Origin of the sequence: Streptomyces sp. URMC 123 (assembly GCF_051386515.1) — a bacterium.
In the GTDB taxonomy this organism is placed as follows: domain Bacteria; phylum Actinomycetota; class Actinomycetes; order Streptomycetales; family Streptomycetaceae; genus Streptomyces.
The window spans coordinates 1-13,215 of the sequence record NZ_JBPQTV010000025.1 but is presented as its reverse complement, the minus strand read 5'-3'; the positions used below and the strand labels follow the sequence as shown (position 1 = coordinate 13,215).

At 71.4% G+C, this 13,215-nt stretch carries 12 protein-coding genes; 5 read left to right on the top strand and 7 right to left on the bottom strand.

The features are described 5' to 3' along the window. The first annotated feature begins 211 nt into the window (after positions 1-211). The gene (locus ACSNOD_RS05915; protein WP_436765673.1) at positions 212-1,327 is read left to right on the top strand and encodes an alpha/beta hydrolase; all 1,116 of its coding nucleotides are present in this window, start codon (positions 212-214) and stop codon (positions 1,325-1,327) included. Between the two features lie 833 nt (positions 1,328-2,160). Here ACSNOD_RS05915 and ACSNOD_RS05910 read toward each other — a convergent pair. Together ACSNOD_RS05910 and ACSNOD_RS05905 are read right to left on the bottom strand one after the other, a co-directional pair. Beyond that, positions 2,161-2,640 (bottom strand): zinc-binding dehydrogenase, encoded by a 480-nt coding sequence (locus ACSNOD_RS05910; RefSeq protein WP_436765672.1) that lies wholly within the window; start codon positions 2,638-2,640, stop codon positions 2,161-2,163. Continuing rightward, complete coding sequence (locus ACSNOD_RS05905) at positions 2,555-3,268, bottom strand: alcohol dehydrogenase catalytic domain-containing protein (RefSeq protein WP_436765671.1); 714 nt, start codon at positions 3,266-3,268, stop codon at positions 2,555-2,557. Before ACSNOD_RS05905 ends, ACSNOD_RS05910 begins: the two co-directional genes overlap by 86 nt. Positions 3,269-4,363: 1,095 nt before the next feature. Here ACSNOD_RS05905 and ACSNOD_RS05900 point away from each other — a divergent pair. Together ACSNOD_RS05900 and ACSNOD_RS05895 are read left to right on the top strand one after the other, a co-directional pair. Beyond that, positions 4,364-5,554: a helix-turn-helix domain-containing protein gene (locus ACSNOD_RS05900; protein ID WP_436765670.1), complete on the top strand. Its 1,191-nt coding sequence runs from the start codon at positions 4,364-4,366 to the stop codon at positions 5,552-5,554. Between the two features lie 1,102 nt (positions 5,555-6,656). After that, positions 6,657-7,019, top strand: a complete 363-nt coding sequence (locus ACSNOD_RS05895; protein ID WP_436765669.1) for a hypothetical protein — start codon at positions 6,657-6,659, stop codon at positions 7,017-7,019. 92 nt (positions 7,020-7,111) lie between these two features. Here the strand turns inward: ACSNOD_RS05895 and ACSNOD_RS05890 are convergent, their stop codons facing one another. The 5 genes from ACSNOD_RS05890 to ACSNOD_RS05870 all read right to left on the bottom strand — a co-directional run bounded on the left by ACSNOD_RS05890 (position 7,112) and on the right by ACSNOD_RS05870 (position 10,934). Further along, positions 7,112-7,633 (bottom strand): hypothetical protein, encoded by a 522-nt coding sequence (locus tag ACSNOD_RS05890; RefSeq protein ID WP_436765668.1) that lies wholly within the window; start codon positions 7,631-7,633, stop codon positions 7,112-7,114. Between the two features lie 1,548 nt (positions 7,634-9,181). Then, complete coding sequence (locus ACSNOD_RS05885; protein ID WP_436765667.1) at positions 9,182-9,322, bottom strand: hypothetical protein; 141 nt, start codon at positions 9,320-9,322, stop codon at positions 9,182-9,184. Positions 9,323-9,545: 223 nt separating this feature from the next. Next, the gene (locus ACSNOD_RS05880) at positions 9,546-10,070 is read right to left on the bottom strand and encodes a hypothetical protein (RefSeq protein ID WP_436765666.1); all 525 of its coding nucleotides are present in this window, start codon (positions 10,068-10,070) and stop codon (positions 9,546-9,548) included. 279 nt (positions 10,071-10,349) lie between these two features. Next, the gene (locus tag ACSNOD_RS05875) at positions 10,350-10,655 is read right to left on the bottom strand and encodes a hypothetical protein (protein WP_436765665.1); all 306 of its coding nucleotides are present in this window, start codon (positions 10,653-10,655) and stop codon (positions 10,350-10,352) included. Positions 10,656-10,751: 96 nt separating this feature from the next. Continuing rightward, a complete protein-coding gene (locus ACSNOD_RS05870) occupies positions 10,752-10,934 on the bottom strand; it encodes a hypothetical protein (protein ID WP_436765664.1) in 183 nt (60 codons plus the stop codon). A gap of 683 nt (positions 10,935-11,617) precedes the next feature. Between ACSNOD_RS05870 and ACSNOD_RS05865 the strand changes: the two genes are divergently transcribed. Together ACSNOD_RS05865 and ACSNOD_RS05860 are read left to right on the top strand one after the other, a co-directional pair. Beyond that, positions 11,618-11,962 carry a hypothetical protein gene (locus ACSNOD_RS05865; RefSeq protein WP_436765663.1) on the top strand — a complete coding sequence of 115 codons (345 nt, stop codon included), beginning with the start codon at positions 11,618-11,620 and terminating at the stop codon, positions 11,960-11,962. Positions 11,963-12,935: 973 nt separating this feature from the next. Next, a partial coding sequence (locus ACSNOD_RS05860) for a hypothetical protein (RefSeq protein ID WP_436765662.1) occupies positions 12,936-13,215 on the top strand: 280 nt, incomplete at its 3' end.

Genomic DNA, 13,215 nt, shown 5'->3' with positions numbered 1-13,215 from the left:
TGGCAGAGCGCCCGCTGGTGGCTGGGAGCGATTTTCTTCGTGCAGGGCTTCGGCTCCGCTTTAACCGAGGCGTTGTGGGACACCAGCTTCGGGGTGGCGGGACTGCTCAGGAGCGCAGGGCTGCCGCGCTGGAGTGACTTGGCGGTCGGTGTCGCCGGCGCGGTGCTTCTGGGGTGGGCTCTGACGGTGCGCGGCGGGAGGCGGCGATCGCATGGGTGAGCCGGTGAACACCCCCGGCGCGAGGCCGCCGGAGCACACCCCGGACCCGGCCTCGGACGCCTCTGGCCCGGACCCGGGCGCGGGCCCCATCTCGGGCCGAGTCTCGGCTCCGGCCCCCGCTTCGGCTTCGGTGGTCAGCCGCCGGCGTCTGCTGTGGGGTGGGGCGGCGCTTGCCGCGGCCGGGGCGGGCGCCGCCGCGGGCGGCCTGCTCGCCACGCACGCCACGCACGCCGGGCAGGCTGGGCGCGTCGCAGCGCCGGCCGGCAAGGGGCGGCCGACGTTCCTCCTCGTCCACGGCGCGAACAGCAACGCCTACGCCTTCGCCCCCCTGATTGCCGCGCTCTCTGTGCTGGGGTACCGCGCGCTGGCGGTCGATCTCCCCGGTCACGGAGTCCAGGCCAACTTCCCGATCTCCTACCAGGCACCACAGGATCTGGCCGCGTTCGCGACCGCGCCCTCCCCGGTCCTGGCCAAGACGACCCTGGAGGACAACGTCCGCCATGTCGCCGATGTCGTGCGACGCCTGGCTGCGCAGGGGCCGGTCATCCTGGTCGGCCACAGCATGGGCGGTGCGACGATCACGCGGGTCGGCAATGACCTGCCGGAGGCGGTAGCGCGCCTGGTCTACCTCTCGGCGTTCTGCTGTGTCGACCTGCGCAGCATCCTCGACTGCTTCCTCGTCCCCGAAGGCAGGACCACCCTGCTGCCCACGATTCCGAGCGTGGGCAACCCCGAGCAGACCGGAGTGCTGCGCACCAACTGGCGTAGCGCGGACGCGGACTTCCTCGCCCGGGCGAAGGCGGCTTTCGCGGCGGACTACGACGATGCGGTATTCCGCAGTGTGCTCAACACCTTCGAGCCCGACGAGTCGGCGGCACTGATCAAGGACGACGCCCGCGGCCACCGGCAGACCTGGGGCCGCATCCCCCGCAGCTACGTGCGTTTCACCGAGGACCGCAGTATCCCCCTCGCCCTCCAGGACCGGATGATCCGAGAGGCTGACGCGGCCACTCCCGGCAACCGCTTCGATGTCCACTCGCTGCCGGCCCCACACCTGGGTCCTGCCGACCCGACGGCTGTGGCGCGGGTGCTGGCGAGCCTGGCCTGAGCAGGCCACCGCACGAGGAGGGCGGGCTCCGCGAAGGCCGGTCGTCGTGCCCCGGGGGCCACGGCGCGGCGCTGAGCGGAGCGCTCACGGGCGAGGCGAGGAGACTCAGTACGCGTCCCAGTCCCCGTCCCGGTCACGTTCCAGCCTGCGTCCCGGGCAGGGGCCAGGCCTCGAAGGAGGCAGTGCCCTGCTGGAGCCTTGGCGTGGGTGGGCTCTGCCCGCTGCGCAGGGCGCGTGGGAGCAGGGGCGGTGTCGACCGGGCGGCGCTCGGATCTGCCGACAGTACCCTGGATGGCTGTGCCCTGGGCGTGGTCACGTGGGGCGAGAGACGCGGTGCCGGCCTGGCCTGTCGCACCGTGTCCGGCCGGCGGCCGAGACAGCAGAGCGCTGCAAGACCGTGCCGACCGCGTCAGCCGGCTCTCAGGGCGGCCGTGATCGGGAGCGGACCACCCCAGTGCGCGCTGCGCCGGGGAATCGCCCTGCCCCGCCCGGTGAACAGAGTGTGGAGGGTTCGCGGGCGTGGGCTGGGGGTGGAGGCGCCGACGGGGATGTCTTCGCCTGCTGGTGAGGACATGCGCGGGCTGGTCGTGGCCGTAGTTCGGCGGCGCAGCGCACAGCGGTGGGTGCGGAAGGGGGACCAAGAGCCAGAAGGGTGAGCGCATCTACCTCGCTCACCAGAGGGCCGGCGTGGAGCTGAGGAAGACCGAACTCAATCCGCTACGTCCTTGGCAACGGGCACGTTCCGCGGTGATCCCCAGGGGAGACTTTCGATGGGACCTTGGCCTCGATCGTCATGGTCGGCGCGCAGGGGTCTTGTCGGTCGGACGCGGGCACTACTGTCCGGTGGTGAGGATGATCTTGCCCTGGAGGTGTCCGTTCTGGCTGTGCCGGTGGGCCTCGGCGGCCTTTTGCAGCGGGTGGACGGAGTCGATGGGCATGTGGATCTTGCCCTGTTCGATGAGGGGAAGGACGGCTTCCAGGGCGGGGCCCGCGGGGCCGGGCCGGCCGGAGAAGCGGACGCCGTGTTCCGCGGCGGCGGGGTCGGCGATGGTGAGGACCTTCTCCGGGTCGGCGGTCAAGGCGATGGAGTCGGGCAGGACGCCGCGGCCGGATGCGTCGAGGACGGCATCGATGCCCTGGGGGGCTGCGGAGCGGACACGGTCGGCCAGTCCCTCGCCGTAGGTGACAGGGGTCGCGCCGATCTCGCGGAGGAAGGCGTGGTTGGTCTCACTGGCGGTGCCGATGACGGTGACACCCCAGGCGCGGGCGAGCTGGGTGGTGATCAGGCCGACGCCGCCGGCGGCGGCGTGCACCAAGAGGGTCCGGCCCTCGCGCACGCCCAGTTCGCAGGGTGCGGTAGGCAGTCTCGACCGCGACCGGCAGCGCGGCGGCCTGCTCGAAGGACAGCCACTCGGGCTTGGCGAAGATCTCGTCGGCGTCGGCGAGGCCGTGGGTCGCGGCCGCGCCACCGGTTGCCGAGCGGCCGAAGACGGCCTGGCCCACCTGCCACTGCGATACGTCGTCGCCGACGGCGTCGATGGTGCCGGCCAGCTCGATGCCCGTGCCCGCCGGGCCGGGAAGGGGCTTGCCTTCGGAGAAGAAGCCCTTGCGGATCTTCCAGTCCAGGGCGTCGAGCGCCCGGCACACGGGCAGCGTTCGCATCGCTCGCGCCGGCGGCAGCAGGAAGTCGAGTGTGCTCTGGATCATCTGCAAGCCTCCGGGCCGGGCAACCGTGTACGCGCCAGCCTGTGACCGCACCTCCCGGTTCACCACCACTGTGCCGTCGAAGTTCACCACCAACGCGTAGGTCTCGCCCCAGGGGATACCGAATGCCTTCTCAGCCGGCCGAATCCTGTCATCCACGGCCCCTGGTGGAGACCCTTCAGGCAGGGTGAGGTGCGTGTCATGGCCAGAACGAGGCACGAGGTTCTCCTTGCGCACGTGGTGGACAGCTTCTCTTCCCAAGCGCGTCCGGAGACCGAAGCGGCAATGAAAAGCCTCTCCTGCGATGTGATGTGCATCACGTGACGGTGGGTGGGTGCAACTGGCCCCCCGGCCCGGGGGCGTGCTCGGCGGACCGCCGCGGCGAAGGCCCGCGGCGAAGCCGCAGCGCACAGCTGGCCCCCGCTGCGCCCGCGGCTCCGGCCGTCCTGCCCGCACCACGGCCAGCCCCCTGGTGCCGGAGCCAACCGCCGCCGACGGTGGCCAGGAGCACGAGCTCGTCCTCGAGGACCTGAGGGCCAAGGCAGCCTGAGGAGGTATGGCGTTTTTCCGCGCCGAGCCGGCCCCCGACGGTCGACGCTGGCGTTTGCGGTGGTGCTGGCGGTGTGGTTACGCGGGTGTTGCTTCTGGCCGGTCCTCGGCGAAGGAGCTGCGGGGGCGTTTTCCTTCGCGCGGCCGGGCGTTCACGCTGCCCGTGCCGATGACACCCGGCGCGCGGCGGAGCGTCAAGGAGACACAGTCGTGGGTGCTTCGACCGGATGAGGTCATGCGCGCGGCGCTGGACGTCCGTACGGCTTCTGTGAGGGGCGAGGGGGCCGCACCGGTGCGGCCCCCCCCAGGGGCCACCGAAAGCAGCCCGCCGCACCGCGTCGTCCCACACCGGGACACCCCCGGCCCCGCTGGCGGTCAGGCCGGGGCCGCGGCCCCCTCGCGACGGCGCGCCCGGCAGACCACCACGGCGAAGACCCGCGCCGAAGCCGCGGCCGCGCAGCCGGCCCCCACCGCACCGGCGGCGCCGACCGTCCTGCCCGCACCACGGACAATCCCCTGCCGGGGCCGGCCGCCGCCAGTGATGGCCAGGAGCAGGAGTACGTCTTCGAGGACCGGGCCCGGAGGTTGTCGCGGCGCACGCGCGGGCCGAGGAGAAGGGCATCACCCCCGTGGAGCGGTGGGCGTCGGTGGAGGCCGCCGTGGACGGCTACGTGCTGCGCGAGACCCTGTACGGGCCGCACCGCTCGCGCTACAGCTCGACCAACCGCGGGCCGCGCGTGCCGGCACCGGTCGCACGGGCCGCGGGCCTTCGGGGCGACGACGGTGCGGGTCGCCCAGGAGCTGGCGGAGCTGTCGCCGTGTCGTCCGGGGATCGAGTACCTGGTGCGCCGCACCGGTTTGTCCGAGCGGTCGGTGGAGTACCACCTGGCGATGCTGCGGGAGGCCGGGCTGCTCGCGTACATCGTGCGGGGCACCCGGGTGCGTGGTGAGGCGGCGCTGGCGTCGGAGTTCGCGCTGATGGTGCCGCTCGAGTTCGACGTGGCGCTGGGCGTGCGTACGGCCGGTGAGGGCACCGGGCGGCGGATGACGGGCATCGCGGAGGCCGGCCGGGAGCTGATGGCGAAGCTGGCGACGAAGGCGGCACGGAAGGTGCGTCGGCCTCGAGCGAAGTCGTCCTCGAAGTCCCCGACGAAGGGCGCCCGAGCAGGTGCTGACCAGGGTGTTGTGACGGCTGTTTCGGATGAGGCCCGTTGCACCCCAATGGGGGGTGGTTCCTGCAGTGTTTCTTCTGCGGGTACTCCTTCCTTCCCCCCTGAGAGCAAGCTCGCCAGCGGGCAGAGCGATTCCCCCACCCCGAAGAAGGCCAAGCGCGGCCGCCGGAAGCTCAACGCGGTCGGGCGCCGTTTCCAGCTGGCCGCGGAGCTGATCCGACGGGTGCCGTGGCTGGGCCGGGCCTCGGTGCCCCGGATCGCCTGGATTGTGCGGGAGGTTGCGGACGCGGGCTGGACAACGGAGGAGGTGATCGCGTTCCTGGACTGCGGCGACGCCCCGGGCACCGTGCACCGCCCGTCGGGGTTCCTCGCCGGGCGACTGGCCGGCGCGGTGGCCCTGTGGCCGACCGAGGAGGGCCGGGAGCGCGCCGTCCAGGCGTACCGGGACTCCCGCCGCGCGGAGAAGGCCCGGCACCAGGAGTGGGAGGGCGCCTGGCGGGCCCCGCGCAGCAGGGCGGTCCGCCGCATGGCCGCTGAGGCGTTCGCGCCCCGGACGCAGCCGTCCGGCCAGGGCGAGGCGCTACCCGAGCTCGGCGGTGTCGAAGATCTGAGCCCGCAGGACCTGGCGGAGATGCAGGCCACCGGGTGGGGCGAATTCATGGCGGGCGACACCACGCTCGTCATGACCACGTACGACACCCTCGGCCCGGCCGCTGCCGTGCGCATCTTCGGCGCTGACCTGGTGCAGCGCGCTCGCAAGCTGGCGAGCGGCAGCTCGCTGATGACCCTCGGACGCCGATAGGAGAACCTGTTGGACATGGACGCGGCCCCCGGCGCCGGACGGGGATCGGCGTCACAAACGGCACAGGCCTACCACGGGGGACTCGCAAAAATGCAGGTGATGGGCTTGTCGGCGCAGGCGGACAACCAGTCCGTGGCACCCGTGAGCGGGTTCGACTGAGCGTTGGCGGCGGGTGCCGCCGCGAAGAGGGCCAGGACGGCGATCAAGAGCGTGACGGCTGGCCGGGTGAAACGTCGCATGATCGACCCTTCCGATGTTAGTTCGACATGCTCGCACTCCCGGTCTGCCCTGGCGTGAGGGGCACACGCCGACACGACCCTAGGATCGCTCGAAAACGGGATATGGCGCACAAAGGTTCGCGTCAGGTCGGCCGCCTGCGGGCGAGCGCGCCACGGGCAGCGGTGAACCGTCTCCCCCACCCTCAACCCCCGGGCTCGGCAGCCGCGCTGAGCGAGGTGAACACCATCAGCAGCGAGTGGCCGACCCCGGGAGCCGTCCGGCGTCGACCTGGCCCGGGTCGCGCTGCACCAGGCCCGTGCGGCCGCCAAGGCCCGCGGCGAGGGCGGCACCCGGAAGACGAGGCGCCGCACTGGCACCACGGCTGTCCGCCGCGCCGGCCGGGAGCCGGCCGAGTCCGCCGCCGTGCTCCAGAACCTGATGGCCGACCGGGCCTGGGACGTCCCGGCCGCCGGCGGGGGCGCTCTGGACCAGTGGCCGGACATCGCGGCCGCCGTGCCCCCCAAGCTGCCGGCCCACGGTGAGGCCGCGGCGTTCCACGCGGAGACCGGGGCAGTTGGACCTGCGTCCGGACTCGCCCGCGTACGCCACCCAGCTCCGGCTGACCAGCGCCCGGATCGTCGCCGCAGTGAACAGCGCGGTCGCCACGGCCGCCGTACGCACCATCCGGGCCCTGGCCGTCGGCGCCGCAGGGTGTCGCTGCCGAGCGGGCTGCGATCGGCGCCGAGCGCCCTCGGTACAACGAAACCGACTCCACCGGGCCTCGACGGCTGCCTCGCCGGCACTGACCTGGCCCTGTGAGCGTCGGGTCGGCGGACCCGAGATTGGTCGAATCCCAAAGCTGCTGGTCAGTTACGGTGGCGGCATGACTGAAGGTCTGCCCGAGGACGTAGCCGACGTGCTTGAGCTCGTCCTGAGCCCGGACGAGCCTATTCACGTCGCCCTCCGACGGCAGGTGCCCCAACTCAGGGTGCAATCCCGCTGTAAGTGCGGGTGCGGCACTGCCTACTTCGACCTTGAGGCCGACGCGGTGGAGCCCGCGCCAACGGGCCCCGGCACCGTCGTGGCTGCCGACGTACAGCTGTTCACCGAAACCGGCGAGTGCCCTGGCGAGGTCCTGGTCTTCGCGCAAGGCGGCTACCTCTCATGGCTGGAGGTCTGCTCTTGGAGCGATGACGTCGAGGTGAATCTCGCAGCGGCGCGGCGCTGGCTACAGCCATCGTCCTGAACTCGTGCCGGTGACAGCCGGCGTCTCAGACCCTGACGCCGTCACCACGAGTCGACCGGCATCACCAGTTCAAGTTCCGTAGGCCGGCTCCGCTATCGCGGCCCACGCCGCCGCCGGCCGTCTTGAGCGCGTTCGCGCGGCTGATGATGCCGGTGGTGATGTCCCCGAAGTGCAGGGCGGCGCCGGGAGTGTAGCCGGGGACGTCCACCGCCGCGGTGATGGTGGTGCCGGGGCCGACGGTTCCGGGAGGACGCGGGGCTGGCGGCGGCGGACGTGGACAGGTCGAGGGCCGGGCGCTGGACGGCGGCGGCGCTGACGGTGGTTCTCGGGGCGGACTCGGGCTCCGGCTCAGCCGCCGCGGTCTCCTCGGCGGGCTCCGGGTCGCCACCGCGCACCTGGGCGGCGAGGGCGTCGATCTCGGCGGCGGCCTGCTCGGCGGCCTCGCGGCGGCTGGCCTGCTCGGTGCGGATCGAGTCCACCACGGTCGCGAGGGACCGAAGGACGTCCAGGTCCCTGGGCGTGACGGTCGTGGACTGGGACATGGCGTCGAACGCCTCGACGGCGCCCGCCAGCACCTCAGCGGGTTCGACATCGGAGTCCGTACCCGCGGTCAACAGCTCGAGCCACCCCAGGGTGAGTGAAGTTGCCGGTTAGAATCCGGCTGTCTCACACACCTTGGAAGAAGCGAGGTGTTCGGCCCACACCCATGTGCACCATTTTTGATTTCCGCGGCGGTTGGGGTACAATCCCAGGTCAAAACATCGAGAGGTTGATTCGCAGCTATTGGAAGTGGACGCCACATTTGCTCCGTCCATCTCCAGGGTGAGCTTCACCGAGAGCTCCCGGACGTTGCCTGCGCACTGCACACCACCCTCGTAGAGGATTTGGCCGCTCGCATTGTAGGTCGGCGCCTTCGCCACGGTCCGGCAGAAGGGTGCGGCCGCCCGGCTTTCGCTTCCGACTTCTGGAGCGGCGGTCGCTGTGGAGGGAATTAGCGCTAGCGCGGCCCCGGCCGCGAGTATAAACGCTGGCTTGAGTCCGAACATGGCAACCCCCATGTTGAGTAGTTGTCAGAAACCGCCGGATTCGCAACGTCGGCTGGGTACAAGGTTGACGGCCCTTACTACCGTGCACCATCTCTGATTACCTTGGCGATTGGGATACAGGTCTGTGTCCTCGCACTTGAGCGCAAAGCAGTCGTTCTCCGTGTCCGCCACAACCACCCCATCCATTTCAAGCTCTACCTTCACGGTTATGCTCCTCCTGGTCTTACAGTGCACACCTCCGCTGTATATGATCCGGCCGGCTTGATAGGTCGGAGCACTGGCCCTGGTGTTACAGTTGTCGGCTACGACGGATTCCCTAGCGACCGCCGTCCCGCTATTTACCACGAAGGTTGCCGCCGTGGTTGCGAGCGCGGCAACCACCAGCGCAGTCGCTTTTTTCGCTGCCTTCATGATGACCCTCCAGGATGCGCGCGAGTCTAGATCCGCTCCCCCGAACCGCCGAGCGGGCCTCTTGAATTAGAATCCCCTATTCTCGCAGGTGTAGGCGGATCCGATGAATTGGAAAGCACCATACACCTCCACCTTTGAACACCACCGCTGGTTTCCAGCACGGTTTGGATACAGGCCAAGATCTGAGCACGCCTTGCCCCTGCATTCGCTCCTGGTGTCGGCCACGTTGTCATTGTCCATATACAACGAAACATTCACGGCTCGGCTATAAGTATCCCGGCAGCCCCTGACGCCTCCGGAATACACTATGTTCCCGCCACTATAGGTTGGCGCATCGGCATACACGCGGCACCCTGCGCTCGGGGAGCCCGCCGCTGATGCTGAACCTGCTGTTGCGGCAAGTGCACCACCTATGGTGCACGATATCGCTAATGGCGTGATGGCCAATTTCAGGGACATTCCGCGCACCTCGATTTAATTCAGGCCGACAGGCACGACCTCGGATCGGGCGTCAGCTCTCCTCGCCGCCGCGCTAAGTAACGGCGTCATCAACTGGAGCACGTCCCGGATCGAATAAGGCACGTAACGACTGGCTGTACTGGCGAGTCGACATTCTCGCCGCCACGGGCCATCGACACGATGCGATTTTCAGTCACTCTACGCCTGGATCTCGTCCGGTTTCCGGAAGCCTGAGCGCCGCCCCTATCAAGGCCGCTTCGCACGGAGGAAGTGCGTCAGGTCGAGCCTCCCGAGGAATTCGATCATCAGCTTCCGGCCCGGGTGCCGGGCGTGGGGCTCCCCGGCCTGGGCGACCCAGTCGTAGATCCGGCCGTCCTTGTAGTGCACCCCGCCGGAGCCGGGCGGCAGCTCGTCGGGGGTGGGCTCCTTGAACTAGGCGGCGGGCATCGGCGGGAGGCCCTTCATCGCCGTCCACGCGGATGCCGTCAGCTCCCGCATGGACGCCGTCTCCAGGCCGGGGCCCTCCACGGCCAGGTCCTCGGCGGCGGACGCGAGGACGCCGGGCCTTCGGTGATGGGGCCGCAGTACAGCCGGGCGCGAGGCGGACGATTCAGCCGGCCTTCGCCGCGCGGGACAGGTGCCCGGGTACGGGCTCCATCTTCATGCCGAGGGCACGGGCGACCTCGCGGGCGCCGACAGCCACCGGGGACCCCTTCACGTACTCGACGACCCGCACGTGCGCGGGGCTTGGCTCGTTGCCCGCCGCCCACCACTCGTCATCACCGTCGTCGGCGGGGCCGGGCTCGGGCTGGTCATCGAGCACGATGAGGGCCTGGTCGTAGGCGGGCATCGCGACGAGGGTCGCGCCGCGCAGCCGGGCCCGGGTGACGCGCATCAGGAGGCCGCCGGACGACTCGCGGTGCACGACGGTGCCCTCGTTGTCGTCGGGGTCGCCGGCCGCCGCGGTGAGGACACCGGTCGCGCCGAGCGCCGCGTGGACGGCCGCAGCGGACACGCCGCCGCCGGTGATGAGCTGCACGGCTGTGCCGGTGCGGGAGAGCGCGGCGCCGGACGCGGTCCACTCGGTGGTCTGGGTGGCGGTCAGCGACCACGAGCCGTCGTCCAGGCGCAGCACCTGCTGGCGACGCGGCGGAAGCAGCTGCGCGAGCAGGCCGCCGCCGGGGCCGAGTCGGCAGCGGTCGCGCCGTGGGTGGACCGGCTGCCTGAGCTCGCCGCGCGCCCGCTGAATAGCACCGTCACCGGGGCGGTGATCGCGTGAGGGGTCGAGCTGAGCGGCGCGGGCCTCGCGCGCCAGGCGCGGGAGGCGGCGACTTGACCATCAGCGGCGCCCAGCAGGACGCCGCGTAGGCCCCGCGCCCGAATCGGTGACGGTGGGCAACGCGGCCTACGCGAGTCAGATGACCTGGCGGTCACTGTGGGGGACCGAGTTGAGGCCGATGAGCAGCACCAGGGTCGAGTCCACTCGCCCGCCGGGCGCTTCGACGCCGCCTTCGGCCACCGCCTGGAGCAGCACCTCGAACCCGAGGTCGGGCAGGACGCCCGTGGTGACGGCACCGACCCGGACGGCCGCGCCGTCGTCCAGGTGCTCCATGGCCTTGCGCAGATCACCGACGGTCAGGGCGCGGTGCCGCAGACCCTGCCGGTTGGCCGCCATGCCGTACTCGAAGGTGTGGCGGGCATCGTGGCCGGCGAACAGCAAGCAGGGCTCCTCCTCGTCGGGCCCCTGCCCGGTGTCCTCAGCGGCGCAGGGCTCCAGATTGATCAGCTCGCGGGCGCCGGGACGCCAGCGAAGCCATCAGTTGCCGTCCTTCGCAGACTGCCCGAGGGCGTAGTGCCACTCGCCCTCATGGCCGGCCTCCAGCTCGCACCAGGTGAAGTCCTCCAGTTTGTGCGCGCCGAACTCCAGATCGGCTAACCGCCGGTATTCCTCCACCGTCAGCGCGGTCGCCACCGGACAGCTGCTGCGCTTCAGTGACACGGTGATCCGCTCCCCTCACGTCGTGGCTCCCCGTGCTCATCCTCGCCTCCCGCCGAGATCGCTGTCCGGCTGGAGGCGAAAGTCGCCCAGCAAGACCTACGGAGACCCTGCTGGCACTGCCGGGTGGCGCGCCGCGGCTGCTGTCCGACCGGCTCGTCGACCGGCTGGCGGAGACCGGCGGCGAGGCCCTGGTCGGCCGCCCGTGCCCGTGGCTGATCTGCCGGGGCCTGGTGCAGCGCAGGCGTGCACGGACCGGCGGTGTGACGACGGGACCGGGCCGGACACCGGGGCTGCGTGCGAGATGTGCGGCAACGTGATCCACCTCCGCAGGGCCGGCCGCGCCCGGATCGCCGCGGACATCGACCGGGAGCTGCCCGGCCTCGGTGACAGCGAGCGCCGGCGCGTCCTCGAGGACCGGCTGCGCCAGCAGGCCGTGATCGAGGCGGAGGACCTCGTGCGGTGGCGGGAGCAGGCCCGGCGCGGGGCGGCCCGCGCGGCTGCCCGGGAGCAGGCGGAGCGCGAGCGGCAGGCCGCGACCGCCGCCGATGGGGCCCGCCAAGCTCGGCCGTGCGGGGATTGCGGGCAGGACCGGTCGGCCGGGCTGTGCGAGGCGTGCGGCTTCCGGCGCCGAACCGAGGACCTGATCGTGGAGGCTGGACTCGTCGCCGGGACCTGGTCGGCCGATGAGCGACCCGGCCGACGTCGCCGCCGTCACCGCCCACCTCCGGGCGTCGCTGGAGGCCGACATCGAGTGCACCCGGCGCGAGCTTCTGCAGCTGGTGGAGTCGGGCGAGCTGGAGACAAACCCGGCTCTGGCGGCGGCCGCGCTCGCCTTCGCCGCGCTCCAGGCCGTCGACACCGCCCGCCAGCGCACCGCGCAGCACCTGCTGGCGACACGGTTGGAGCAGCTGCGCGAGCAGGCCGCCGCCCGGACCGAGAAGGCTTCGGCCGAGCCGTGGACGGACCGGCTGCCCGAGCTCGCCGCGCGCCCGCTGAACAGCGACACCACCGGGGCGGTGAGCGCGTGAGGGGCCGAGCTGAGCGGCGCGGGCCTCGCGCGCCCGGCCCCGGTCGCGCTCCGGGAGGCGGCGACGAAGAACGGCGCCACCCAGACGAAGAAGCCGAAACGGCGCACCGCCACCGCCGTACGGCGCGACGGGCGCGAACCCCTCGGGCCCGGTACGGCGATCAGCATGATGATGACCGAGCGCGGCATGGCCGCCCCAGCCGCCGGCGGCAGCGTCCTTGCCCGGTTCGACGCCACGATCCGCCTCCTGCTCCGCTGCCACAAGCTCAACCTCTGCGGGGCCCCGCACATCACCCAGTCCTGGACCTCCGGCGCCAGGGAAAACCTTACGGAGAAGTTCCGCCGCGTCCTCACCATCGCCCGCGAGAAAGCCATCCTCGAAGGCGACGACGTCACCGAGAAGTACGTCAAGGCCATCTACGCCAAGTTCGTCTCCACCATCGGCGAATCCTCATTCAATCGCGACCTCCGCCGACCCGGCCCCACGGCCCGCCACCCCCGACCGTGCCGGTGGAACGCAGGATGCCGCCGGAAGACACCGCCGCGCGATCGAGGCGCACCGCCGGGCCGCCCCGCCATCCCGGGGGGACCCGGCCATCGCGGAAGCGGCGCAGCGGCAGACCGCCGCGCTGCGGGAGCTGTCCCGCCGGGCGTTTCCCGAAGTCGGCGTCGTCGCGGACGATGCGCCGGCCCCGCGCCAAACGAGCCGGGGCGACCCAGCCCTGGACACCTCGCTTTCGGCTGGCGGCCGCGGGCTGGCCGTCCCGAGCTCCCTCGCTAGCGCCACCAGCAGGCGTCGTGGCGCGGTGCGGGCTTAAGCCAGCTCAGCCGCGATCACTCACCGACCGAGGCGCCTCCGGGGCCGGCGGAGAAGAACTGCCAGCGCTCCCCGGGCTCGCGCGGCACAGGGCGGTGAGCCGGATTGCATCCCGGTCGTTCATCAGAAGCCGGCCGGCAGCGTGCAGGTGGTGCAGGTGGACCCAGACCTTGTGTTCCTCGGGCACGTGAACACCGTCCCCGCAGTTCAGCTGCGGACAGATCTCCCGATGCCCGTGCCCGTGCTCGTCGTCGACGCGCTCAGCGAACCTGGCGACAGGCACGGCGGAAGCGCGGGCGTCAGGACCGTCGCCGTCGGCGAGCACGATGACGCCCTGCCGCACGCCCCCGCAGCAGAGGGCCGTACGGCTACCGAGCGGCAGCTGCTTCAGGACGTGACCGTTACCGCGCGGGCCAAGGCCCTGTCTCTTATACACA

Excerpts from the sequence above, each read along its gene's own strand:
- ACSNOD_RS05915 (WP_436765673.1), top strand. The coding sequence starts at position 212 with ATGGGTGAGCCGGTGAACACCCCCGGCGCGAGGCCGCCGGAGCACACC.
- ACSNOD_RS05895 (WP_436765669.1), top strand. The coding sequence starts at position 6,657 with ATGACTGAAGGTCTGCCCGAGGACGTAGCCGACGTGCTTGAGCTCGTC.
- ACSNOD_RS05865 (WP_436765663.1), top strand. The coding sequence starts at position 11,618 with ATGAGCGACCCGGCCGACGTCGCCGCCGTCACCGCCCACCTCCGGGCG.